General features: G+C 59.8%; 19 protein-coding genes. 11 read left to right on the forward strand and 8 right to left on the reverse strand.

Going from position 1 to position 25,324, the window contains the following annotated elements; genetic code table 11:
- Positions 1-95: 95 nt before the first annotated feature.
- The 4 genes from ACZZ0A_RS14875 to ACZZ0A_RS14890 form a co-directional block, all read right to left on the reverse strand.
- Positions 96-1,424, reverse strand: coding sequence for a hypothetical protein (locus ACZZ0A_RS14875; RefSeq protein WP_463543386.1), 1,329 nt, complete (start codon positions 1,422-1,424; stop codon positions 96-98).
- A 118-nt stretch (positions 1,425-1,542) separates the two neighbouring features.
- Positions 1,543-5,217: a translocation/assembly module TamB domain-containing protein gene (locus ACZZ0A_RS14880; RefSeq protein WP_463543387.1), complete on the reverse strand. Its 3,675-nt coding sequence runs from the start codon at positions 5,215-5,217 to the stop codon at positions 1,543-1,545.
- Entirely contained in the window at positions 5,214-6,941 is a 1,728-nt protein-coding gene (locus ACZZ0A_RS14885) for an autotransporter assembly complex protein TamA (RefSeq protein ID WP_463543388.1), read from the reverse strand. The genes ACZZ0A_RS14880 and ACZZ0A_RS14885 overlap by 4 nt, the downstream gene beginning before the upstream one ends.
- A gap of 66 nt (positions 6,942-7,007) precedes the next feature.
- Positions 7,008-7,658: a GNAT family N-acetyltransferase gene (locus tag ACZZ0A_RS14890; protein ID WP_007912451.1), complete on the reverse strand. Its 651-nt coding sequence runs from the start codon at positions 7,656-7,658 to the stop codon at positions 7,008-7,010.
- Positions 7,659-7,978: 320 nt separating this feature from the next.
- On the opposite strand from ACZZ0A_RS14890, the gene xthA reads away from it, so the two are divergent.
- Together xthA and ACZZ0A_RS14900 are read left to right on the forward strand one after the other, a co-directional pair.
- Positions 7,979-8,791 carry an exodeoxyribonuclease III gene (gene xthA, locus ACZZ0A_RS14895; RefSeq protein WP_007917227.1) on the forward strand — a complete coding sequence of 271 codons (813 nt, stop codon included), beginning with the start codon at positions 7,979-7,981 and terminating at the stop codon, positions 8,789-8,791.
- A 188-nt stretch (positions 8,792-8,979) separates the two neighbouring features.
- Positions 8,980-10,314: a substrate-binding domain-containing protein gene (locus tag ACZZ0A_RS14900; RefSeq protein WP_463543389.1), complete on the forward strand. Its 1,335-nt coding sequence runs from the start codon at positions 8,980-8,982 to the stop codon at positions 10,312-10,314.
- Positions 10,315-10,440: 126 nt separating this feature from the next.
- Here the strand turns inward: ACZZ0A_RS14900 and ACZZ0A_RS14905 are convergent, their stop codons facing one another.
- Complete coding sequence (locus ACZZ0A_RS14905) at positions 10,441-11,670, reverse strand: acyl-CoA dehydrogenase (protein WP_007917231.1); 1,230 nt, start codon at positions 11,668-11,670, stop codon at positions 10,441-10,443.
- Positions 11,671-11,827: 157 nt separating this feature from the next.
- Between ACZZ0A_RS14905 and ACZZ0A_RS14910 the strand changes: the two genes are divergently transcribed.
- From ACZZ0A_RS14910 to ACZZ0A_RS14920, 3 genes are all read left to right on the forward strand, one after another.
- A complete protein-coding gene (locus ACZZ0A_RS14910; protein WP_007917233.1) occupies positions 11,828-12,763 on the forward strand; it encodes a LysR family transcriptional regulator in 936 nt (311 codons plus the stop codon).
- A 153-nt stretch (positions 12,764-12,916) separates the two neighbouring features.
- Positions 12,917-13,315 (forward strand): MerR family transcriptional regulator, encoded by a 399-nt coding sequence (locus ACZZ0A_RS14915; protein WP_007917234.1) that lies wholly within the window; start codon positions 12,917-12,919, stop codon positions 13,313-13,315.
- A gap of 144 nt (positions 13,316-13,459) precedes the next feature.
- Positions 13,460-14,359 (forward strand): hydroxymethylglutaryl-CoA lyase, encoded by a 900-nt coding sequence (locus ACZZ0A_RS14920; RefSeq protein WP_123376218.1) that lies wholly within the window; start codon positions 13,460-13,462, stop codon positions 14,357-14,359.
- A 604-nt stretch (positions 14,360-14,963) separates the two neighbouring features.
- On the opposite strand, the gene ACZZ0A_RS14925 is transcribed toward ACZZ0A_RS14920, so the two are convergent.
- Positions 14,964-16,661, reverse strand: coding sequence for an AMP-binding protein (locus ACZZ0A_RS14925; RefSeq protein ID WP_463543390.1), 1,698 nt, complete (start codon positions 16,659-16,661; stop codon positions 14,964-14,966).
- 294 nt (positions 16,662-16,955) lie between these two features.
- On the opposite strand from ACZZ0A_RS14925, the gene ACZZ0A_RS14930 reads away from it, so the two are divergent.
- Genes ACZZ0A_RS14930 through ACZZ0A_RS14945 form a run of 4 tightly spaced genes read left to right on the forward strand, consistent with a single transcriptional unit; the run spans position 16,956 to position 22,517 of the window.
- A complete protein-coding gene (locus ACZZ0A_RS14930) occupies positions 16,956-18,119 on the forward strand; it encodes an isovaleryl-CoA dehydrogenase (RefSeq protein WP_007917237.1) in 1,164 nt (387 codons plus the stop codon).
- A 12-nt stretch (positions 18,120-18,131) separates the two neighbouring features.
- Complete coding sequence (locus tag ACZZ0A_RS14935) at positions 18,132-19,739, forward strand: carboxyl transferase domain-containing protein (protein WP_463543391.1); 1,608 nt, start codon at positions 18,132-18,134, stop codon at positions 19,737-19,739.
- Positions 19,740-19,752: 13 nt separating this feature from the next.
- Positions 19,753-20,568, forward strand: a complete 816-nt coding sequence (locus tag ACZZ0A_RS14940; RefSeq protein ID WP_095113709.1) for a gamma-carboxygeranoyl-CoA hydratase — start codon at positions 19,753-19,755, stop codon at positions 20,566-20,568.
- Positions 20,568-22,517: an acetyl/propionyl/methylcrotonyl-CoA carboxylase subunit alpha gene (locus ACZZ0A_RS14945; protein ID WP_463543392.1), complete on the forward strand. Its 1,950-nt coding sequence runs from the start codon at positions 20,568-20,570 to the stop codon at positions 22,515-22,517. Before ACZZ0A_RS14940 ends, ACZZ0A_RS14945 begins: the two co-directional genes overlap by 1 nt.
- A 40-nt stretch (positions 22,518-22,557) precedes the next feature.
- Here the strand turns inward: ACZZ0A_RS14945 and ACZZ0A_RS14950 are convergent, their stop codons facing one another.
- Positions 22,558-23,217: a LexA family protein gene (locus tag ACZZ0A_RS14950; RefSeq protein WP_007917250.1), complete on the reverse strand. Its 660-nt coding sequence runs from the start codon at positions 23,215-23,217 to the stop codon at positions 22,558-22,560.
- Between the two features lie 130 nt (positions 23,218-23,347).
- Between ACZZ0A_RS14950 and ACZZ0A_RS14955 the strand changes: the two genes are divergently transcribed.
- Positions 23,348-23,686 carry a DUF6124 family protein gene (locus tag ACZZ0A_RS14955; protein ID WP_007917252.1) on the forward strand — a complete coding sequence of 113 codons (339 nt, stop codon included), beginning with the start codon at positions 23,348-23,350 and terminating at the stop codon, positions 23,684-23,686.
- Positions 23,687-23,906: 220 nt separating this feature from the next.
- Here ACZZ0A_RS14955 and ACZZ0A_RS14960 read toward each other — a convergent pair whose 3' ends face one another.
- Positions 23,907-24,071 carry a hypothetical protein gene (locus tag ACZZ0A_RS14960; RefSeq protein WP_157279732.1) on the reverse strand — a complete coding sequence of 55 codons (165 nt, stop codon included), beginning with the start codon at positions 24,069-24,071 and terminating at the stop codon, positions 23,907-23,909.
- Positions 24,072-24,167: 96 nt separating this feature from the next.
- Here ACZZ0A_RS14960 and ACZZ0A_RS14965 point away from each other — a divergent pair, with 96 nt between their 5' ends.
- Positions 24,168-25,319 carry a M14 family metallopeptidase gene (locus ACZZ0A_RS14965; protein ID WP_007917255.1) on the forward strand — a complete coding sequence of 384 codons (1,152 nt, stop codon included), beginning with the start codon at positions 24,168-24,170 and terminating at the stop codon, positions 25,317-25,319.
- The last annotated feature ends 5 nt before the right edge of the window (positions 25,320-25,324 follow it).

Here is a 25,324-nt window from a genome sequence, read left to right on the forward strand (position 1 = left end):
GAGGGGTGACGAAGATCAAAAGATCGCAGCCTTCGGCAGCTCCTACAGGGATGTGAAACATGTAGGAGCTGCCGAAGGCTGCGATCTTTTGACCTTTATGAGGATGTCGAGGATTCGTCGGAAGGATGCGCAGGCGGCTGCACAGGATGCACCGCACGCCCCCGCAACGCAGCGCCCACATACCCAAACGCACGCTTGCTCACCGCATAAATGCTGTGCCAGCCCGGCGGTGCCGGCTCGATGGCGGCATGCAACGCCCGCGCATAATCGAGCACCAGTCCGGGCGTCCACGCCATCGCCTCTGCCCGTTTGCGCACTTGCGCGGCAACCCAGAACTCGGGGCTGAAAATGACCCGGGCGAAATCCAGCATGCTCGAATGGCCCCGGTTCATCGCTCCCTCAAGGGCCGCTTCGAGGCTATGAGCGACGGCGCTGGAACAATTGCGACTGGTCAGGTTGTACGTGCTGTTCTGCCGATACGCAGTCCAGAACGCATGCAGGCGCCGGGCGTCGTAATGGGCAAAACTGACCTGCACCGAAGACGGACACCAGTCAGCCACCTCCCCCGCATAATCCGGCAAAAACCTGCCGGCAACATCGTTGTTCGGCGTCGCCCGCAGCAGTCGCACAAAATCCCCCGCCGAACGATCGATGTCGTCCTGCGGGTAATGGCTGATGTAAATGTCCGGGCCACATTCCAGTGCCGCGTGACCGGCGGAGATAACGCCATTGATGTCGACCGCCGCGATGTAGCGGTTGAGCAGGCGGTTGCGCACCAAGGTGTCGTCGACGGTGCCACTGGGGGTCCAGACGTGAATCACCAACGCATCGCTGCTGGCCGGCGCACTGACCGACAAAGGGCTTGTCAGCGGCGGCTGGTTTTTGAAGCGCACGGCTTGCCGCAACAAGGCGCAACCGGTCAGGAAAAGGCTCATGCCAATGCAAAACGGCACCGTGCCCTTATACAGCGTCGGATACGGCTCGAGGATAAACACGCCAAAGCCGATTTCGAACAACCCCGCCAGCAACGACACCTGCCAACCGACAAAGCGCACCACCAGCGCCGCCGCCAACCGAAAGCCGCCATCGAGCAGAAAAGCCCCACCAAACAGCACCGCCAGAATCAGCCCGGCGGCATGTTGCCGGTCGACGATCAGCAGCCCCAGCAAGAGAAAAGCCAGTCCGCGCGCTCTGCGCAGGGCCGCAGCGGTCCCGGCTTGTGGTGCCGGCACCAGCAGCAGGATCAGCGCTTCGAGCAACAACAGATAGCCGAAGAGATGCAGCGGAAAATACAAAACCCCGTCCAGCGCATCAATGAAGATGCCCACACCGGCCGCGCCCCAGACAATGCCCGTCAGCGCCAGCGCAGACCAACGCTTGCGGACGAATTCGTGACCGAGCAAGACCATACTCAAGCGGATCATAGGCGTCTCTGTTGTTTTCGGGCAGCCGCCAATCGCGCAGCATTCAAGTAGCGCTGAGTCTAATTCATTCGGCAAAAGCCGGATCGCAGCGACGCGACCCGGCGATGGGAAACGCGCGTTAGAAATCGCGCTTGTAGAAGATATCCAGCGAACTGGCGACGCCACTCGCCGCCTCGACGTAAACCTTCTTGCTCAGCTTGTAGCGCAGCGCGATGGTGCTGGCCGGTTCAAACACGCCAACGCCATAACGCAAACTGAGCTTCTCGGTAATATTGCCGCTGGCCACAACACTGGTGGCATCGCCGCTGCCTGCAGTGTCGAGCTGGAAATCCTGAATCCCCAGATCCTTGGCCAGACTGCTGGTGACCCCGGAGCTGCCCATCAAGCCCAGACCCAACGCCGCTTGCGCGAGCATGTTGTTGTCTTCGCCGTTGGTGCTCAGCGGTCGACCGAGGACCAGATAGGACAACGCCTGTTCCTGACTCATCGCCGGTTCCGAGAAGATCTGCGTGGTCGGCTGCTCGGCGCTACCGCTCAGGCGAATACCGGCGATCACGTCGTCGGTCTGGCGGATCGCTTCGATGTCCAGATACGGCTGATCGAGGGGGCCGGCGAACAACAGACGCGCACGGCGCACTTGCAGGCGCTGGCCGTAGGCACTGTAGCGGCCGTCGTTGAGCCACAGCTCGCCACGGGTGTCCATGTTGTCGCCGATGTGCACATGACCTTGCACGTTGGCGGTCAGGCCGAAACCGGCGAAGGCCAGTTTGTCTTCGCCGACCACCACGTCGATGTCCATTTTCATCGCCAGCGGTGGTTTGCCCTCTTCGGTCTGCGCGCCGACGATGATCGTGTCATCGGAGACTTTCACCGTGGATGGCGGCAATTCGCGCACGGTGATTTCGCCTTTGGGCACCTGCACTTTGCCAGCGATCTTCAGCTCGTCGCCGGCCATGGAAATCTTCAAGTCCGGCGCCACTTCCAGCTTGGCGTACGGCTCGACGGTGACCGGCAATTGCGTGCCCTTGAGCGCCAGATCGACCACCAGCGCCTGGCCCCAAGCGACGTTCCCCGTCAAGCTGCCCTGCCCGGCCTTGCCGCTTTTCCAGCCGCCGTCGAGGCGTACCGATTCGCCGGCAATCAGGGCGGTGAGTTGCAGATTTTGCAGCTCCATCGGCAACTCGGCGCCGGACACTTCGCCGTCACTCAGCTGCACGGTGCCGTTGACCAGCGGCGCGAGCAATCCGCCGGAAATCGTCCCGCTGCCATTCAGGCGGCCGGTGAGCTTTTCAACCATCGGCACAAACGGCCGCGCCACCGACAGATCCAGCCCGCTGAGGCGGAACGAGCCGCTCAGCGGTTTGTTTTTCGGCAGTGGATTGAGCTGCGCCTGCACCAGCAACTCGCCGAGTTTGCCGCCGACGAAATTGAGTTCGGTGTCGACGCGCTTGGGCGTGAGTTTGCTGGTGAGTTTCAGGGTCTGATACGGGAAATCCAGCCACTGGTCCTTTTCCTTCATGCGCAAGGTGCCGCCGCTGGCGTCAATGCTGACCACGCCGTTGGGGCCGCTGGCCGGCAGATCCAGTTGCAGGTCGGCGTTGAGCTTGCCCTTCCAGGCAAAGTCTTTCGGCAGCCATTGCGCGAGGCTTTCGATCGGGAATTGCTTGAGGTGATAGCGCAATTTCGGCTCTGGCATCAGCCGCTGATCTTCACCGCACAGGCTGGCATCGCCGGACATCCAGCAATGCGCGCCGAAGTTGATTTTGCCGTCGGCCAGACGTTCGAGTTTGGCCGGGCTTTGCAGTTTCCAGTCCTGGCCACCGGCCTGAATGTCGCCGCTGGCTAAACGCCCGCGCCAGTTGCCCTTGTCCAGATTGCCATCCAGACCAAGGGCCAGTTTCAGTTTCGGCCCGATCAGGTCGAGGTTGAGTTTCTGGTTCTTGATGTCGCCTTGGGCGCTGGCGGTCAACACGCCCAGGTTGGTGTCACCTGCCTGAATCCCGCTGCCTTTCAGATCGATTTTCGCCCGTTGCGCGCTGTCGAGGGTGGCGTCGAGATTGAGGCTTTGCAGGCGATTGTCCTGGAACGCCAGTTGCGAACCTTGCAGGCCAAGTTTGCCCTGCGGCGCCTTCAGCGTGCCGGCCACATTGACCTGGCCGTTGACCTGCCCGCGCAGTTGCGGCCAGAGCTGAGCCAGGCGCGACAGCTTGATGTCGATCTGCCCGGTGAGTTTCTGTTGCAGGCTGCCCTTGCCGTTGATGCTGTTGTCACCGAGGCGGATTTGCAGGGCATTCAGGTTCCACTGCTCACCCGCGCCGTCAGCCTTGGCCTGGAGGATCGCCGGTTGCCCGCGCAATTTGCCCTTCAAGTCGAGGTCGGCGGTGAGACTCAGGCGTTCGTTCTTCATTTCGCCTTGGCTTTTCAGCGGCCCGGCCAAAGTGCCCGGCAACTCGGCGACCCAGTACGCCGGGTTGAGCGCCGACAGATCCAGCGCCGTGTCCCAGGCAATACCGTCGGCGAACTGCACATTGACGTGCCCTTCAGCCTTGCCCTGCCCGGCTTGCATTTTCAATTGCGGCAAAGCGATCTGTTTAAGGCTGCCGCTGAACGGACTGCTCAACGTAAACGCGCCCGCCGGGCCATCCAGTGCGGCGGCGAAGTTACCGAGATATTGGCCGTCGGTGTAGGAGACTTCACCAGTGAACGTACGCAAGGCAACTTGTGGCTCGTCGATTTCGTTATAGAGCCGGTGCCACGGAAAATCCTGCCAGTTGATATTGGCTTGCGCGCTGAGGCCTTTGCTCCAATCGACACTGCCAGTGAGTTTCAGGCTTTGCTTGTCGTTGGCCGTCAGATCAAGGCCGGCGATCTGCGCGCCGCTGGCGTCGACTTTACCTTTGAGCAACAACGCTACCGGACCTTTGTCGGCGGGCAGCGTGGCGTTGCCGTTGAGCTGGTAACCGTTTTTCAGGTCGCCTTCACCGGTCAACAGCAATTGATTGAGTTGCAGAGTGTCCGGTAAATCAGCGCTCGGTTTGAACGCCTCGGAGGTGATGCGCACTTTCGCCGGCAGGTTTTCAACCAGCGGTTGCAGTTCGCCGCTCAACTGGCCGTCGAGGTAACCACGGCTGTCGGCGTGCAGGTTGAGGGTTTTCAACAGGTCGCCGTCGATCTTCAACGCCAGTGACCACGGCCCAGTGCCCGGGGATGGCAGGGTCAGGTCACCGGCGATGTTCAACGGCCAGTTGCCGCTCGGTTCAAGTGTGCCGGACAGGTTCAGGCTGAGGTCGTCGCGCTGCAATTTCACGCTGTCGATCTGCATGCCTTGCGCGGTCCAGTGCGCCGCCAGTTGCAGGCCCTTGAGCTGTTCGCTGCCGTTGAACAACAGGCTGCCGACCTGCACGTCGCCCAGTTCGATGGCCACCGGCAATTGCAGATCCGGTAGTTTGATCGGGCCGCTCTCGGAGGTTTCTTCGCTCGGCGGGAATTGCAGAATGACCTGATCGGCCTTGAGCTGTTCGATGCACAGGGTCATACGGGTCAGGCACAGCGGTGACCAAGCGAAGATTGCCTTGTTCAGTTCGACGCGGCTGCTGTCCTGCTGCCACAGCAGATGATCGGCACTCCATTGTCCGCCGAGGCGTCCCTGGAAATTCTCCACTGTCAGACCCGGTACGAGGCCCAACACCCAGCGGCTGCCGGCCGCCGTGCCGAGTACGGCGGTGACACTCAACACAATCAACAACACCAGCGCCAACAACGCCAGCGCCGTAATTTTCAAACCACGCTTCACAGCTCAGGCCCCATGGAAAAGTGCAGCCGGATGCCGCCATCGTCGTCGAGTGCGTGGGCCAGGTCGAGGCGGATCGGCCCGACCGGCGAGACCCAGCGCACACCAATACCGACCCCGGTCTTGAGGTTCGGCAGTTCGAGTTTGTTGAAAGAGTTGCCCTGGTCGACGAAAGTCGCGACGCGCCATTTCTCGGCGATCGAGTATTGATACTCGACGCTGCCGGCGACCATGTAACGCCCGCCGATCCGGTCACCGTCGGAGTTTTTCGGCGACAGGCTCTGATAGTCGTAACCGCGCACGCTCTGATCGCCACCGGCGAAGAAGCGCAGCGACGGCGGCACCGAGTTGTAGCCGTTGGTGGCGCTGCCGCCGACCTGCACACGACCAAGGAAGCGGTGTTTGTCGAATACCGTGGTCAGGCCTTTGACCAGCGCGGTGCCATATAAAAGGTTGTTGTCCGAGCCGAGGCCTTCCTTCGCCACTTTGCTCTCGAAGCTCAGGCGATAGCCGTTGTGCGGGTCGATACGGTTGTCGCTTTTCAGGTACGAGTAGCTGATGCCGGGCATCAGCAAAGTACTCAGGCCCGAATCGTCGCCGAGTTCATATTCTTCGCGCTGCCATTTCAGCGAGATCACCCGCTGCCAGCCGCTCGGCAATTTGCTGTGCCATTCCGGGCCAAAGGTCAGCAGCTTGCTCAGCGTGTCGGAGCCGTCGATGTCTTCGAATTGATAGCCACCGGCCCAGCGCAGTTTGTCGGTCAGTGGCGGGTCGAGCGGGATGTCATAGAACAGTCCAACGTTTTGCCGTGGCGCCGACAGCTCGGCTTCCCATCCGTAACTGTCGCCTTGCGGGTTGACCCAGTGGCGTGTCCAGTTGGCTTTGATGCGCGGGCCGACGTCGGTCGAGTAACCGAGGCCCAGGCCCATGGTCCGTGGCTTGCGCGTGTCGAGTTTGACCTCCACCGGGATCACGTCATTTTTCGCCGTGGTCGGTGCGGCATCGACGCGCACGCCTTCGAAATAGCCGCTCGATTGCAGATCGCGGTTCAGCTCGGCGATCAGCTCGGAGTCGTACGGTTCGCCTTCCTTGAACGGCACCATGCGTTGCAGCAGGTCTTCGTCGAACGGCGTGTCACCTTCGAATTTGATTTTGCCCAGCGCATAACGCGGGCCGCTGTCGTAGATCAGTTCGATGTCGGCCACCCCAGCGCGCGGGTCGACCATGAGTTTTTGACTGGTGAAATGGCCACTGAAGAAACCGAAGCGCGAGGCCTGATTCTGAATAAGTCTTTTGGCGTCTTCGTAACGCCCATGGTTGAGCACCGCGCCGGACTTGAGCGCATCGCTTTTCGGTACACGAAAGGATTTGAGGGAGGCAGCCGGGCCGTCGACACGAATGGTGACGTTGCGCAGGTGAATAGGCTCGCCGGGATCGATGTTCAACACCAAGCGCGGCTTGTCGCCGCCCTTGACGTCACTTTCAATCTGCGGCTGGTAGTAGCCCAACGCCTGGGCCGCCTTGCGCGCCTGCTCTTCGGCACCGCGACTGAAGCGCTGCAGGGCTTCTTCGTCACGGTCGCCGAGACTGCCGATATAGCCTTCTATATTGGCCTTGAGTTCATCGTTGGACGGTTTGATCCGCACATCCAATTCACTTTGCGCCAGCGCCGCGCAGCTGGTTAACAGCATGAGCACGCCACTGGTAAATCTTCCTGGAAACTTCATAGGCGCGGATGCTATCACGGGCTTGGGAGCGTGATAGAACAGGAAATTTCCCCAGAAGTTCGATTGTTATGCTGTTGCAGTTTGTAACACCTGCGGGTTGGCATGGAAAAATACGTGTTCGCGCACCGGTCCGACGGCAACCTCGCCGATCTCCTCGTAACCCTGCCTTTTATAGAATTCCAGATAACGCGGGTTGCCGGTGTCGAGCACCACACCTTGCGAGGTTTCGTCGACCGCGCACCAGTTGTGTACCGCCGTCAGCAATTGCTCGCCGAAATGTTTGCCCTGGAACTGCGGGTGAATCCCCAGCAGCGGCAGCATGTGCACGGAATCGCTGGGCACGCAGGCGGCAACGGCATCGTGGTATTCAAGGTAGCGGCGGGTGCAGCGGAAACCGGTGCTGAGCACCATGCGCAGGCGCCACGCCCAGCTTTCGGTGATGCCCAAACGGCGTTGCGGTGGCGCGATCAGGGCGATGCCGATCAGGCGGTCGTTGACCAGCAGGCCGATGGCCGGCAGATCCTGCAGAAAGTGTTGTTTGACCAGTTCGCGCACCGTTGCCCGCACGCGCTGTTCGTAGCCGGGGCGCTCAGCTTCGAACAGGTAGCCGAAGGTCGGTTCGTGGCGATAGGCCTGATAAAGCAGCGAGCGGGCTTCGCGCGAGTAGCCGCGGTCGAGCATATGAATGTCGGCGATGGCGGTCTGGGTTTCAGGCATGACGGTGATTCTCCCCGGGCGCGTTCAAATGGCGGCGCTCTTGTTGGTACGAACCTTTTGGCAGTGACACAGTTCCCCACAGGTATAGACCAACTCGGGATCTTCATCGACCGGGTTGGCCCCATCGCTGGCAAGCCAGCTGCCACAGGTTTCTCTGGTGTACATGAATGTTATGAACGACGCGGACATTGTGGGAGCTGGCTTGCCAGCGATGGGGCCCTCCGAGGCAACACATGTCCCACAGGCCAAAATGATTTCTCCCACACTGGCCCATCTCCCCCATGTCAGCTAGCATCGCCCTTTTGCCAGGACTGCCGACCATGAAGATCGTTTCCTTCAACATCAACGGACTGCGCGCCCGTCCGCATCAGCTGGCAGCGCTGATCGAAAAACATCAGCCGGACGTCATCGGCCTGCAGGAAACCAAAGTCCACGACGACCAGTTCCCGCTCGAAGAAGTCCGCGCCCTCGGCTACCACGTGTACTTCCATGGCCAGAAAGGCCATTACGGCGTGGCAATGCTCTCGCGTCAGGAACCGATCGCCATCCACAAAGGCTTCGCCACCGACGAAGAAGACGCCCAGCGCCGCTTTATCTGGGGCACCTTCGCCGACGCCAATGGCGTGCCGGTGACCATCATGAACGGCTATTTTCCACAGGGCGAAAGCCGCGACCACCCGACCAAATTCCCGGCCAAGCAGCGTTTCTACAGCGATCTGCAAACGCTACTGGAAAGCCAGTTCCACAACGAGCAGCCGCTGGTGGTGATGGGCGATGTGAACATTTCCCCGGAAGACTGCGACATCGGCATCGGCCCGGACAACATGAAGCGCTGGCTGAAAACCGGCAAATGCAGCTTCCTGCCGGAAGAACGCGAGTGGATGGCGCGCTTGAAGAATTGGGGCCTGACGGATAGCTATCGCCACCTGAACCCGGACGTGACCGATATGTTCAGCTGGTTCGATTACCGCAGCCGTGGGTTTGAGGATGAGCCGAAGCGTGGCCTGCGCATTGACGTGATTCTGGCGTCGCATGGTTTGTTGCCACGGGTGAAGGCCGCCGGTGTTGACTATGAATTGCGCGGGATGGAAAAACCGTCCGATCATGCGCCGATCTGGCTTGAGCTCAGCTGATCCCCAGCCTTACGCAATACCTGTAGGAGTGAGCCTGCTCGCGATAGCGGTGAATCAGACGACATAAATGTTGACCGGTACACCGCTATCGCGAACAGGCTCACTCCTACATTGAATCGGTGTCATCTTTCGGTCATGCGCCTGACTTAATCTCCCCGGCAATCCCCTTGGCTTGATTCGGTGCCGGCATGACCCTGCGTGTTCTGTGCGTTTTTCTCTTGAGTGCGTGGCTGACGGTTTCGGCCGCCGCCCTGCCCCTTCCTGAAAACGGCCCGGCGCTGCGCATTCAAGGTTCCAACACCATCGGCGCCGAACTCGGCCCAGCACTGGTCGAAGGCCTGCTGCAGGAACAGGGTTTGCTGAAGATACACCGCGAAACCCCGGACACCGCTAATGAATTGCGCATCGTCGGCCAGACCCACGAAGGCAAACGCGTGGTCGTTGAAGTCGCCGCCCACGGTTCCAGCACCGGTTTCACCGCGTTGAAAAATGCCAGCGCCGACCTGGCGGCGTCCTCTCGCGAGATCAAGGACAGTGAGCTGCTCAGCCTGCAAACGCTTGGCGATCTGAAAAGCCCGGCCGCCGAGCAAGTCATCGCCATCGATGGCCTGGCGATCATCCTTCATCCCGACAATCCACTGCATCAACTCGACACAGAGCAACTGGCGCGGATCTTCAGTGGTGAGGTGAAAACCTGGGAAGACCTCGGCGGACGTGGCGGCGCCATTCATTTATATGCGCGCGATGATCAGTCCGGCACCTACGACACGTTTAAGGAATTGGTCCTCAGCCGGCGTGGGAAAAGTCTGAACAGCGCCGCGAAAAGGTTTGAGTCCAGCGAACAATTATCCGACGCCGTCAGCGCGGATCCGCAAGGCATCGGCTTCATCGGTTTACCCTACGTGCGCCAGGCCAAAGCCGTGGCCATTGCCGATGGCGCGTCGCAATCGATGTTGCCGCTGAACAGCCTGATCGCCACCGAAGACTATCCACTGTCGCGGCGCTTGTTCTTCTATCTGCCGCCCGACAGCAAGAATCCGTGGGCAAAGGCATTGGTGACATTTGCGCAAAGTCGTCAGGGCCAGGCAATTGTCGCCGCCAACGGTTTCATCAGTCAGACCGTGCATGCGATGAGCGTCGCGCCGAATGCGCTGATGCCCGAGGGTTATCAATCCCTCAGCCGTCACGCCCAGCGTCTGACGGTGAATTTCCGGTTTGAAGAAGGCAGCGCGAATCTGGATAACAAGGCGCGGCAGGATCTGGCACGGGTGTTCGACTATATAAAGCGCCATGACAAGACCGAGCGCGCGGTGACATTGGTCGGGTTTGGTGATGCCAAGGATGACCCGGCGCGGGCGGATCTGCTGTCGAAGCTGCGGGCGATGGCGGTGCGGCGGGAGTTAGTGAAAAACGGCGTGGTGTTGCGTGAGGTTCGTGGCTTTGGCGCGTTGATGCCGGTGGCGGCGAACAATGCGGATGAGGGCAGGATCAAGAATCGGCGGGTTGAGGTTTGGGTGTATTAGCCCTACCCGATCGTTCCCACGCTCTGCGTGGTAACGCCGCCATGGACGCTCCGCGTCCACTGTGACGCAGAGCGTCACGGGATGCATTCCCACGCAGAGCGTGGGAACGATCAACGCGGTGCTGGATCAGCGCTCGCTTCGCAGCATCTCCTTCGGCACATACTTGCCGATCTCGAACTTGCCAATCGCTGCGCGGTGCACTTCGTCCGGGCCGTCGGCCAGGCGCAAAGTACGTTGCATGGCGTACATATAGGCCAGCGGGAAATCGTTCGAGACCCCTGCCCCTCCATGCATCTGGATCGCCCGGTCGATCACGCGCAGCGCGACGTTCGGCGCAACAACCTTGATCTGCGCGATTTCGCTCTTCGCCACTTTGTTACCGACGGTGTCCATCATGTACGCCGCTTTCAACGTCAGCAGACGTGCCATGTCGATTTCCATCCGCGAGTCGGCGATCTTGTCGACGTTACCGCCCAGACGTGCCAGTGGTTTACCGAATGCAGTGCGGCTCACCGCACGTTTGCACATCAATTCCAGTGCACGTTCGGCCATGCCGATCGAGCGCATGCAGTGGTGAATCCGGCCTGGGCCAAGACGACCTTGAGCGATTTCGAAGCCGCGCCCTTCGCCGAGCAGGACGTTTTCGTACGGCACGCGCACGTTGTCGAACAGCACTTCGGCGTGGCCATGCGGAGCGTCGTCGTAACCAAACACCGGCAGCGGACGAACGATTTTTACCCCGGGAGTATCGACTGGCACGAGGATCATCGAGTGCTGGGCGTGGCGCGGCGCATCTGGATTGCTCAGGCCCATGAAAATCAGGATTTTGCAGCGTGGATCACAGGCGCCGGAGGTCCACCATTTTTTACCGTTGATCACCCACTCGTCACCATCACGCACGGCGCGGGCGGCCATGTTGGTGGCGTCGGACGAGGCTACGTCAGGTTCGGTCATGGCGAATGCCGAGCGGATTTCGCCGCGCAGCAACGGTTCGAGCCAGCGCTGTTTCTGTTCTTCGTTGGCGTAACGCACCAGCACTTCCATGTTGCCGGTGTCCGGCGCCGAGCAGTTGAACGGCTCCGGGCCTAACAGCGAGCGGCCCATGATTTCGGCCAATGGTGCGTATTCGAGGTTGCTCAGACCGGCACCAAGTTCCGACTCCGGCAGAAACAGGTTCCACAGGCCTTCGGCCTTGGCCTTGGCTTTGAGCTCTTCCATGATCGCGGTCGGCTGCCAGCGATCGCCTTCGGCAACCTGGCGTTCGAACACCGCCTCAGCCGGATAAACGTAAGTGTCCATGAACGCGGTCACGCGCTCACGCAGTTCTTGCACCTTGGGCGAATAAGCGAAATCCATGATCAATTACCTTCTTGGGCAGAGGTTGTTCAAGTCATGCAATCGATGCTAGAACAGCGCTGATAATTTACCTAGCCTATTCTCGGCGTGTATAAACATTCATCACCGATATATGATCCAGTGATCGTCAGCCCTTAAAAACAAGAGAAGCCGCGTTATGAATCTGAGCAAGGTCGACCTCAACCTTTTCATCGTCTTCGACGCGATTTACACCGAAGCCAACCTGACCCGCGCCGGGCAGATTGTCGGCATCACTCAGCCGGCGGTATCCAACGCCTTGGCCCGGTTGCGCGAAACCTTTAACGATCCACTGTTCGTGCGCACGGCTCAGGGCATGGTGCCAACACCGATGGCACAGAACATCATCGGCCCGGTGCGTAACGCGCTGTCGTTGCTGCGTGTGTCGGTACAGGAAAGCCGCATTTTCAACCCGGCACAAGCGGTCAAGACTTACCGCATCAGCATGACCGACCTCACCGAGGCGGTGATTTTGCCGCCGCTGTTTCAGCGCCTGCGCCGCCTGGCGCCGACGGTGATCATCGAAAGTTTTCTGTCCAAACGCCGCGAGACCACCAAAGAGCTGGCCGCCGGGCGTCTGGATTTCGCCGTGGATGCGCCGCTCAACACCGACCCGCAGGTGCGCCACGTCAAGCTGATGGAAGACCGCTACGTCTGCGCGATGCGCAAAGGGCATCCGATGGCGGGCAAGGAAAAGCTCTCGCTGGATGATTACCTGTCGCTGACCCATATCCACATTTCCAGCCGCCGCAGTGGTTTGGGTTATGTCGATCTGGCGCTGGGCAAAATGGGCATTCAACGCAAGATCGCCCTGCGTTCGCAGCACTATTTGATGGCATCGCAAGTGATGCAGCAGACCGACATGGTCATGACCGTGCCGGAGCGCTTTGCCCGTCGCCATGAACTGCAGGCGTTTAATCTGCCGGTGAATGATGTGCCGCCGGTGGAGACGCATCTGTATTGGCATGAAAGCACTGACCAGGATCCGGCGAATCGCTGGATGCGCGAGCAGATGATCGAGTTGTGCCAGCAGGTGACGGCGCAGGAGAAGAAGCTGGATAAGCAGGTGGTGTAAAGGAAAGATCAAAAGATCGCAGCCTTCGGCAGCTCCTGCATTTGGAATCTATCACCCCTGTAGGAGCTGCCGAAGGCTGCGATCTTTTTCTTGCTTGACGTAAACGTCAACCTGCCATTAGCTTAGCGCCAAGACCTTTTTCCGAGCGCTTCCATGAGCAGCCAGACTTACAGCATCTCCGACCTCGCCCGCGAGCTGGACATCACCACCCGGGCGATCCGCTTTTATGAAGAACAAGGCCTGCTCAGCCCTGAGCGCCGTGGCCAGGAACGCATCTATTCGCCGCGCGACAAGGTCAGCCTGAAGCTGATCCTGCGCGGCAAGCGCATCGGTTTTTCGCTGGCCGAATGCCGCGAATTGATCGAACTCTACGACCCGTCCAGCGGTAACACCAAACAGCTCAACAGCATGCTGGCGAAAATCACTGAGCGTCGCGAGCAGTTGGAACAGCAGTTGCTGGATATCGAACAGATGAAACTGGAACTCGATACCGCTGAAGAGCGCTGCGTCCAGGCGTTGGAGCAGACGCTGAAGAGCCAGCAGGCGATCTGACTAACAACATAAATCCCCCTGTAGGAGTGAGCCTGCTCGCGATAGCGGTGTGTCAGTCAAGCAATTTTCATCTGGCACTCCGCGATCGCGAGCAGGCTCACTCCTACAGGGGTTCTCCACAAATTCAAAAGAGCAGGTCAGCCCATGTCCCTCCCCTCCCAAGTACGCCTGATCGAAGTCGGCCCGCGCGATGGCTTGCAGAACGAAGCCCAACCGATCAGCGTCGCTGACAAGGTGCAACTGGTCGATGCTTTGAGCGCCGCTGGCCTCGGCTATATAGAAGTCGGCAGTTTCGTCTCTCCGAAATGGGTGCCACAAATGGCCGGTTCCGCCGAAGTGTTCGCGCAGATTCAGCGCAAGCCCGGCGTAACCTACGGCGCATTGGCGCCGAACTTGCGCGGATTTGAAGACGCCATCGCTGCCGGGGTCAAGGAAGTCGCGGTGTTCGCCGCCGCCTCCGAAGCCTTCTCGCAGCGCAACATCAACTGCTCGATCAGCGAAAGCCTGGCGCGCTTCGCACCGATCATGGAGGCGGCGCAACAGCATGGCGTTACCGTGCGCGGTTACGTGTCGTGTGTGCTCGGATGCCCGTACGAAGGCACGGTCGCGCCGGAGCAAGTGGCGATGGTCGCGCGCGAGTTGTATGCGATGGGCTGCTACGAAGTTTCGCTGGGCGACACCATTGGCACTGGCACTGCGGGCGCGACGCGCCGTTTGTTTGAAGTGGTGTCGGCGCAAGTGCCACGGGAAAAACTCGCCGGGCATTTCCACGACACTTACGGCCAGGCCATGGCCAACATCTACGCCAGCCTGCTTGAAGGGATTTCGGTGTTCGACAGCTCTATCGCGGGCCTCGGCGGCTGCCCGTACGCCAAAGGCGCGAGCGGTAACGTTGCCACCGAAGACGTAGTGTACCTGCTCAACGGCCTGGGTATCGAGACCGGTATCGACCTGGACGCCTTGATTGCCGCGGGTCAGCAGATCAGCGCGGTGCTCGGTCGCCCGAGCGGTTCGCGCGTGGCCAAGGCTCGTAGCGCGCAGTAAGGGGGGAAGGTGTTACCGCTGTGTCCGGAATGTGGGTTTAAGCGAGTAACACGGAAACAAATTGTCTGGTTTCGCTGGAGCGAAAATCTGCCGAAATTTTCAAACCTTTGATTTATAAGGTTTTTTAAAAGTTGGCACGGCTTCTGCTATCTCTATGGCATAACAAGAATAAAAAGCAGCAAACCAATAAAAATAAGACGTACCGACTCTGACATAACAAAAACAACACGGCAGAGACGCAGCTAACAGATTTTTTTGGAGAAGGTGTGCTTTTCAGGGTGCTCTCAGGAGTGACCCGCAACCGGGCAGAGAACAATAAAACTACCTTCAGGTAGCTCCCGAATCGGTTGGATCGCTTAGCGAGAAAGCAGATCAGCGCTCAAAAAAATACGTTTGCTCTTGACCCCGGATGGGGGTCGCCAAAAACAGCGGTAAAGGGCCACGGTTGCCAAAAACAACAACAGACCGACCCTCAATAATAAAAAAGAGCACGCGACGACAAAATTAAAGGGGAGCTTCGGCTCCCCTTTGTGCTTTCTGTGATTCCTGTTTTCACCGCAAATCCCTGTGGAAGCTGGCTTGCCAGCTCCCACAGGGGTGGTGGTTAACGCTCGATTGTTTTCAGTTCTTCGATACTGATCTCACGCATCCTGAATTTCTGGATCTTGCCCGTCACCGTCATCGGAAACTCTTCGACAAACTTGAAGTGCCGTGGCGTCTTGAAGTGCGCGATGCGTTCCTTGCACCAGGTTTGCAGCTCCAGCTCCGTGGCGCTGTGGCCGGGGTGGAGTTTGATCCAGGCGACAATCTCCTCACCGTAACGCGAACACGGAATGCCGATCACCTGCACGTCCGCCACCGCCGGATGGGTGAAGAAAAACTCCTCGAGCTCACGCGGATAAATGTTTTCGCCACCGCGAATGATCATGTCCTTGTTACGCCCGGCGATGTTGACGTAACCCTCCTCGTTCATGCTCGCCAGGTCGCCGGTGTGCATCCAGCCCGCGTCATCGATGGCTTCGGCGGTGGCTTGCGGATTGTTCCAGTAACCGAGCATCACACTGTAACCACGGGTACACAGTTCGCCGATGGTGCCGCGCGTTACGAGGTTGCCGGCTTCGTCGATGATCTTGCTCTCCAGCTGTGGCTGGGTGCGGCCGACGGTGGTCACGCGCAATTCCAGCTCATCGTTCGGCCCGGTCTGCAGTGACACCGGACTGGTTTCGGTCATGCCGTAAGCAATTTGCACTTCACTCATGTGCATTTCGCTGATCACCCGGCGCATCACTTCGATCGGGCACGTCGCGCCGGCCATGATCCCGGTGCGCAGGCTCGACAGATCGAATTCGCTGCGTTGTGGCTGGTCGAGCATGGCGATGAACATGGTCGGTACGCCGTAAAGGCCGGTGGCTTTCTCTTCGGCGACGGTTTGCAGGGTCAGTAAAGGATCGAAGGCATCGTTGGGGTAAATCATCGTGCTGCCGTGGGTGATGCAGCCGAGGTTGCCCATGACCATGCCGAAGCAGTGGTACAGCGGCACCGGGATGACCAGGCGATCGCGCGGGGTCAGGCCGATGCTTTCGCCAACCATGTAACCGTTATTGAGGATGTTGTAGTGGCTGAGGGTCGCGCCCTTGGGGAAACCGGTGGTGCCGGAGGTGTACTGGATGTTCACCGGCTGATCAAAGTGCAGGCTGTTGCTGCGTTCGTGTAGTTGTTCGGGGGAGAGGCTGGCGGCGAGATCTGCCAGCTCCGACCACGGCAGGAAACCTGAGGGTGGCTGCGCATCGAGGCTGATCACGCCGCGCAGTTCGGGGAGGCGTTCGTTGCGCAGTTGGCCGATGGGTTGCTCGGCCAGTTCCGGCACCAGGCCTTGCAGCATGCCGTGGTAGTTGGAGGACTTGAACGCCCCGGCGCAGACCAGCCATTGGCAGCCGGATTGTTTGAGCACGTATTCCAGTTCGGAACTGCGGTAGGCCGGGTTGATGTTGACCAGGATCACGCCGATTTTTGCGGTGGCGACTTGCGTGATGCACCACTGCGCGCAGTTCGGCGCCCAGATACCGAGCCGATCCCCCGCCTGCAAACCCAGGGCAAGCAGCGCTCTGGCGTGCAGGTCCACCGCATCGGCCAGTTGTCGCCAGGAATAACGCAACTGCTGATGGCGGACCACCAGCGCTTCACCGTCGGGGTATTGCGCGACAGTCTGATCGAACTTCTGCCCGATGGTCATCGCCAGCAAGGCTTTGTCCTGTGAACCACGGGTGTAGCTGCGCGGCGGGTTTGCACTGGGTTGATCCATGACGACCCCTATTGTCTTTATTTACGGGTTGCCGACGGTCACTTGTAGGAGTGAGCCTGCTCGCGATCTCGATCCATTAGTCAACACTTACGTCGACTGACACGACGCGATCGCGAGCAGGCTCACTCCTACAAAATCTAATCAGCTTTCAATCTTGAATTGCCCCTACTGTCGCTCAAGTTGACGTTAACGTAAAGGGTGATTGACAGCCCTTCATCGCAGGCTTACGTTAACGTAAAGGTGAGAGCTGAATGACCGCCCTCCCCACCCTACAAAAAAGCCAAAAGGTGACCCATGAGCTATCCATCCCTGAACTTCGCCCTCGGTGAAACCATCGACATGCTGCGCGATCAGGTTCAGTCTTTTGTCGCCAAGGAAATTGCTCCGCGCGCTGCGCAGATCGACAGCGACAACCTGTTCCCCGCCGACATGTGGCGCAAATTCGGCGACATGGGCCTGCTCGGCATCACCGTGCCGGAGGAGTACGGCGGCGCAGGTCTGGGTTACCTGGCGCACGTGGTGGCGATGGAAGAAATCAGTCGCGGTTCGGCCTCGGTGGCGCTGTCCTACGGCGCGCATTCCAACCTCTGCGTCAACCAGATCAACCGCAACGGCAACCACGAACAGAAATCCAAATACCTGCCGAAGCTGATCAGCGGCGAGCACGTCGGTGCACTGGCGATGAGCGAGCCAAACGCCGGCTCCGACGTGGTCTCGATGAAACTGCGCGCCGACAAACGCGGTGACCGCTTCGTCCTCAACGGCAGCAAAACCTGGATCACCAACGGCCCCGACGCCAACACCTATGTGATCTACGCCAAGACCGACCTGGAGAAAGGCCCGCACGGCATCACCGCCTTCATCGTCGAGCGCGACTGGAAAGGTTTCAGCCGCAGCAACAAATTCGACAAGCTCGGCATGCGCGGCTCCAACACCTGCGAGCTGTTTTTCGATGACGTCGAAGTGCCGGAAGAAAATATCCTCGGCGTGCTCAACGGCGGCGTAAAAGTGTTGATGAGCGGCCTCGATTACGAGCGCGTCGTGTTGTCCGGCGGCCCGACCGGGATCATGCAGTCGTGCATGGACCTGATCGTGCCGTACATCCACGACCGCAAACAGTTCGGCCAGAGCATCGGCGAATTCCAGCTGATCCAGGGCAAAGTCGCCGACATGTACACCCAACTCAACGCCAGCCGCGCTTATCTCTACGCAGTTGCGCAGGCTTGCGAGCGCGGCGAAACCACCCGCAAAGACGCCGCCGGAGTGATCCTCTACACCGCCGAGCGCGCCACGCAAATGGCCCTCGACGCGATCCAGATTCTCGGCGGTAACGGTTACATCAATGAGTTCCCGGCCGGTCGTCTGCTGCGTGACGCCAAGCTGTACGAAATCGGCGCTGGCACCAGTGAGATCCGTCGCATGCTGATCGGTCGCGAACTGTTCAACGAAACCCGCTAAACGGAGCTGGCCATGGCTACCCTGCACACTCAGCTCAATCCCCGCTCAGCGGAGTTCGCCGCCAACAGCGCGGCGATGCTCAAACAGGTCGACGCCCTGCACACCCTGCTCGCCCAAGTGGCGCAGGGTGGCGGCGCGAAAGCCCAGGAACGCCACACCTCGCGTGGCAAACTGCTGCCGCGCGAACGCATCAACCGTTTGCTCGATCCGGGCTCACCGTTTCTGGAAATCAGCCAATTGGCCGCCCACGCCGTGTATGGCGAAGACGTGCCCGCCGCTGGCGTGATTGCCGGGATCGGTCGGGTCGAAGGCGTCGAGTGCATGATCGTCGCCAATGATGCGACGGTGAAGGGCGGTTCGTACTACCCGCTGACCGTGAAAAAACATCTTCGCGCACAGACCATCGCTCAGCAGAATCGTCTGCCGTGCATCTATCTGGTGGATTCCGGCGGCGCCAACCTGCCGCGTCAGGACGAAGTGTTTCCGGACCGCGAGCACTTCGGGCGGATCTTCTTCAACCAGGCCAACATGAGCGCGATGGGCATCCCGCAGATCGCCGTGGTCATGGGCTCCTGCACCGCTGGCGGCGCTTATGTGCCGGCGATGGCCGACGAAGCGATCATGGTGCGCAATCAGGCCACCATTTTTCTCGCCGGCCCGCCACTGGTGAAAGCCGCGACCGGTGAAGTGGTCAGCGCCGAAGATCTGGGCGGCGCCGATGTGCACTGCAAGATTTCCGGGGTCGCCGACCATTACGCCGAGAGCGACGAACACGCCCTCGCCCTCGCCCGCCGCAGCGTCGCCAACCTTAACTGGCGCAAACTCGGCGAAGTGCAGCAACGCGCGCCGATTGCACCGCTGTACGCCAGCGATGAGTTGTACGGCGTGGTTTCGGCTGATGCCAAGCAGCCGTTCGACGTGCGCGAAGTGATTGCGCGACTGGTCGACGGTTCGGTGTTCGATGAATTCAAGGCTTTGTTCGGCACCACGCTGGTGTGTGGCTTTGCGCATCTGTACGGGTACCCGATCGCGATTCTGGCGAACAACGGCATCCTCTTCGCCGAAGCCGCACAGAAAGGCGCGCACTTCATCGAACTGGCCTGCCAGCGCGGCATTCCGCTGCTGTTTTTGCAGAACATCACCGGCTTCATGGTCGGCCAGAAATACGAGGCCGGCGGCATCGCCAAACATGGCGCGAAACTGGTCACGGCCGTGGCTTGCGCGAAAGTGCCGAAATTCACCGTAATCATCGGCGGCAGCTTCGGCGCCGGTAACTACGGCATGTGCGGGCGCGCTTACGATCCGCGCTTCCTGTGGATGTGGCCGAACGCGCGGATCGGCGTGATGGGCGCCGAGCAGGCGGCGGGCGTGTTGGTGCAGGTCAAACGCGAGCAGGCTGAGCGCAGCGGTCAGGGTTTCAGTGCCGAGCAGGAAACCGAGATCAAACAACCGATCCTCGACCAGTATGAAGAGCAGGGTCACCCCTACTATTCCAGCGCACGGCTATGGGACGACGGCGTCATCGACCCGGCGCAGACCCGCGATGTGCTGGCCCTGGCCCTGTCCGCGTCGCTGAACGCGCCAATCGAACCGAGCCGCTTCGGCGTGTTCCGGATGTGATCGGGAGAATCTCATGAGTGATTTCAACACCCTCGAACTGCAGAGCGACCCACGGGGTTTCGCCACGCTGTGGCTCAACCGCGCGGAAAAGAACAACGCCTTCAACGCCGAGATGATCCGCGAGCTGATCCTCGCGCTGGACAAAGTCGCCAGCGACGCCAGCCTGCGTTTCTTGCTGGTGCGTGGCCGTGGCAAGCACTTCAGTGCCGGCGCTGATCTGGCGTGGATGCAGCAATCGGCCGAACTCGATTACCACACCAACCTCGACGACGCCCGTGAACTGGCAGAGTTGATGTACAACCTCGCCAAGCTGAAGATCCCCACCGTGGCTGTGGTACAAGGCGCGGCATTCGGGGGCGCGCTGGGGTTGATCAGTTGCTGCGACATGGCGATTGGCGCCGATGACGCGCAGTTCTGCCTGTCGGAAGTACGCATTGGTCTGGCGCCGGCGGTGATCAGTCCGTTCGTAGTGCAGGCCATCGGCGAACGCGCTGCACGTCGATATGCCCTGACCGCCGAGCGTTTCGGCGGGCAGCGTGCGCGCGAAATCGGTTTGTTGTCCGAGAGCTATCCGGCCGCTGAACTTGATCAGCAAGTCGAGCACTGGATCAACAACTTGCTGCTCAACAGCCCCGCCGCGATGCGCGCCAGCAAGGACCTGCTGCGTGAAGTCGGCAACGGCTCACTGACCCCGGCGCTGCGCCGCTACACCGAAAATGCCATCGCCCGTATCCGCGTCAGCCCGGAAGGTCAGGAAGGCTTGCGCGCCTTTCTGCAAAAACGTCCACCGAGCTGGCAAGCAGCAACCACCACCAAGGAGCCGCATTGATGAGCGCACCCGTTCTCACCACCCTGCTGGTGGCCAACCGTGGCGAAATCGCCTGCCGCGTGATGCGCACCGCCAAAGCGCTGGGCCTGACCACGGTCGCCGTGCACAGCGCCACCGACCGCGAGGCGCGGCACAGCCGGGAAGCGGATATTCGCGTCGACCTGGGCGGCAGCAAAGCCGCCGACAGTTATCTGCAAATCGACAAACTGATCGCAGCGGCCAAGGCCAGCGGCGCGCAGGCGATTCATCCGGGTTACGGTTTTCTCTCGGAAAACGCCGGCTTCGCTCGTGCCATCGAAGCGGCCGGGCTGATTTTCCTCGGCCCGCCCGCCTCGGCCATTGACGCCATGGGCAGCAAGTCCGCCGCCAAAGCGCTGATGGAAACCGCCGGTGTGCCCCTGGTGCCGGGTTATCACGGCGAAGCACAGGACCTCGACACCTTCCGTGATGCCTGCGAACGCATCGGTTATCCAGTGCTGCTCAAAGCCACGGCCGGCGGTGGTGGCAAAGGCATGAAAGTGGTCGAGGACGTCAGCCAGTTGGCCGAAGCCCTCGCCTCGGCTCAGCGTGAAGCGCAGTCGTCGTTCGGCGATTCGCGGATGCTGGTGGAGAAATACCTGCTCAAACCGCGTCACGTGGAAATCCAGGTGTTCGCCGATCAACATGGCAACTGCCTGTACCTCAACGAGCGTGACTGCTCGATTCAACGACGCCATCAGAAAGTCGTCGAAGAAGCGCCGGCACCGGGCCTGACCCCGGAGCTGCGTCGCGCCATGGGCGAAGCGGCGGTGCGCTCGGCGCAGGCAATCGGTTATGTCGGCGCCGGTACTGTGGAATTTTTGCTGGATGCGCGCGGTGAGTTCTTCTTTATGGAGATGAATACGCGCCTGCAAGTGGAGCATCCAGTGACCGAGGCCATCACCGGTCTGGACCTGGTCGCGTGGCAGATCCGCGTAGCCCGTGGTGAAGAGCTGCCGATCACCCAGGCGCAGGTGCCGTTAAACGGTCATGCGATTGAAGTGCGCTTGTACGCCGAAGACCCTGCAAATGACTTCCTGCCGGCGACCGGGCGTTTGGCGTTGTATCGCGAATCGGCTGAAGGGCCTGGACGCCGGGTCGATAGCGGGGTTGAAGAAGGTGACGAAATTTCGCCGTTCTACGACCCGATGCTGGGCAAGCTGATTGCCTGGGGCGAGGATCGTGAGCAGGCGCGCCTGCGTCTGTTGAGCATGCTCGACGAATTCGCGATTGGCGGATTGAAGACCAACATCAACTTTTTGCGGCGGATCATCGCGCACCCGGCGTTTGCGGCGGCGGAGTTGGATACCGGATTTATTCCGCGTTATCAGGAGCAATTACTGCCTGCGCCGGGCGCGTTGAGCGATGCGTTCTGGAACGCGGCGGCTCAGGCGGTGGCGCAGAGCCTGCCGCAGTTGGCGCGCCAGGATGACCCGGCTTCGCCATGGTCACTCAACAGCGGTTTGCGTGCGGGATTGCCTCGGGAAATCACCCTGCATTTGAGTTGCGAGGGACAGGATCGAGCACTGACGCTGAATGCCGATGATCACGCCAGACTGTCCGGCGAAGCCCTCATCGTCGAGCACGATGGCGTACGTCGTACGTTGCGGGCTATCCGCCAAGGTGATGCGCTTTATCTGCAATGGGAAGGTGAGTTGCGGCGCATCGAGACGCATGACCCGATCAGCGCCGTCGAAGCCAGTCACAGTCATCAGGGTGGCCTGACTGCGCCCATGAACGGCAGCATTGTCCGTGTGCTGGTCGAGGCCGGGCAATCGGTCGAGGCCGGTGCGCAACTGGTGGTGCTGGAAGCAATGAAGATGGAGCACAGCATCCGCGCGCCGCATGCGGGAGTGATCAAAGCGCTGTATTGCCAGGAAGGCGAAATGGTCGGCGAAGGCAGCGCTTTGGTTGAACTGGAAGCAGTGTGATGGGGAGGATCGATCCTACGCCGGGCGCGGATCGATCTGACTAGTAACGCGCCGTTGCCTGAACCACAACACCGATGATTCGACACTCATCGGTCAGCAGGGCTTTCGGCCAGGTCGGATTGAGCGGCACCAGGTAACGCTGGCCGCCCTCTTCGTCGAGTTTGCGGAAGATCGCTTCAGGGCTGTCGGGCCACTGGGCGATCACCAGTTTGCCGGGCACCGCTTCGGCCGCCGGGTCGACCAGAATCAGCATGCCTTCGGCGATGCTCTGGCCACTGGGAGCGGTCATTGAATCCCCCGTCACCGTCAGCCAGAACGCCGGGCCACGCGCATGGTAATCCGTCAGTTCGAAGCGCTGCTTGCCGGATGCCTTGGTGTAAGACGCCGGATCGTTCTCGCGCACCTCGCAGGTCGTCTGCCAATCGCTGACCGGGTAACGGAAGTACGGGTTGTACTTCTGCGCCAGCGGCATCTCGTCGTCCGCCATTGGTTGCGGTTCACGGATCACCAGCACCACTTCGAGGAAATCCATGCCCAGCGCCTGCAGCACGCGGTTCATTTCCGTGATACCGGGTTCGCGACGCTTGTTCAGCCAATGGCCTATCCCGCCCTGGGACATGCCGACGCGCTCTCCGAGCTCTGTTTGAGTGATTTTGAGTTCACTCATCTTGGCCTTGACCAACTCAATCCATTTATCCATGTGCAGCACCTTACGTCGACGCCTTCGGCCAACAAAACACATATTGTAGTATTTAAATTCTGGTCACAACTACACAGAGTACTATTCTGAAAGCACGGATTTACAATCGACCAAGGAGTGCTTCTTCATCATGAATATCAGCAGCAAAGACTTGCCCGACCTGCAAATGGACACCAGCTTCACCTCCCCTCAGGGCAATGCGGCAGCGCAGCGAGCGCTGGACTATTACTTGAAACCAGCTGTTTCAGAACCAGAGGTCGACGAGCGTTTTTTCGATGTCAGGCGCCATCTCAGTGGCGAAGAAGCCCTGGTGCATGCCTCGGACCTGTTGCGCTGTGCGGCAGCCACTGCGTTCAAGGCAGCCGAAAGCCTGCAAGGCGCGAGTCGCGATCTGGCATTTTCAGTGGTGCACATGGTGGATATGGCGCGGGCGATGGTCGACCATTCGCTCGATGGCGATGAAGCCTGAGAGGGACGCGAGTGTGGGCGGACGGGAAAGAATTTTCCAATCGCGCAGATAAAAACATTTGACTTGCAAATGATAATGATTATTATTGCATGCAGCTGGTCGCGAGATCAGTCGATGGACCAGAGACCTTAGGTCGGTCTTCTGGACTATCTCCTCATCAGGCTAATCACGGTTTTTGACCCGGCTTTTTGCCGGGTCTTTTTTTGCCCGTTTTTCGGGCTTATGGCTTCAGGCTAATGAAGTCTTTAAGTGCTGCAAATTCGATGGCGCGGATAATATCAAAAGAATATCGCTTGGCAAGCGAGGCCCGGCCAGATTGGGGCAAACTAATGACAATTAGCACTTGAGAATCAATCGCACAGTCTCTAAGCTGCTTGCGCGTCATGGAGGACGCCCCCCGCCACACCCCGCAATTCCCCTCGGTTTCAGCCCTGCCTGCGTGTAAAGTAACGGCCATAAAAATCATATTCAGGAATCGATTATGACCGTGGCCAAATCTTCGTTCGACATCAGCGCCAACTTCGACAGCGGCAACATCCAAGTCATCGACATCAGCAACCCGCTCAATCCGGTTCTGGCCATTCGCCCGGATACCCGCAGCGCCCACTTTCAGTGGTTCCACTTCAAGGCCAGCGGCCTGCATGTTCATCAGGAACATTGGTTTCGCCTGGTCAACGCCAGCCAGTCTTCCTATAACAAAGCCTGGACCGGCTATCAGGCAGTCGCGTCCTACGACCACGTCAACTGGTTCCGCATTCCAACCAGTTTTGAAGGTGACAGCCTGCGCTTTTGCCTCGAAGCCGAGCAAACCCATGCATGGTTTGCGTATTTCGAACCCTACAGCCGTGGCCGTCACGACTGGTTGATCGATCAGGCACTGAGCAAGGCCGGCACCGAATTGCTGGCAACCGGCAAGAGCGTCGAAGGTCGCGACATTCAGCTGCTGCGCAAAGGCACCGGTGCCGAAGGCCAGCGCAAAGTCTGGATCATTGCTCAGCAGCATCCGGGCGAACACATGGCCGAATGGTTCATGGAAGGCGTGATCGAACGCCTGGAAAGACATGACGATCCGGTGCTGAACAAGCTGCTGGCGAGTGCCGATCTGTACCTGGTGCCGAACATGAATCCGGACGGTGCCTTCCACGGTCACCTGCGCACCAATGCGATGGGCCAGGACTTGAACCGCGCTTGGCAGAACGCCAGTCAGGACGTCAGCCCCGAAGTACTTTTCGTACAACAACAGATGGAAAAGTATGGCGTCGACCTGTTCCTCGACGTACACGGCGATGAAGAAATCCCCCATGTGTTCACCGCCGGTTGCGAAGGCAATCCGGGCTACACGCCACGAATCGAGAAGCTCGAAGAGCACTTTCGCAGCCACCTTAAACACACCACCAAAGATTTCCAGACCAAGCACGGCTACACCCGCGACGAACCGGGCCAGGCCAACATGACCCTGGCCTGCAACAGCGTCGGGCAGAAATACGACTGCTTGTCGCTGACCCTGGAAATGCCGTTCAAGGATCACGACGACCACCCTGACAAGGAAACCGGCTGGTCGGGCAAACGCTCCAAACAGCTGGGCAAAGACGTGCTGACAACCATCGCTGAAATGGTTGATACCCTGCGCTGATCCCC

It is taken from the genome of Pseudomonas sp. AC242, assembly GCF_979258655.1.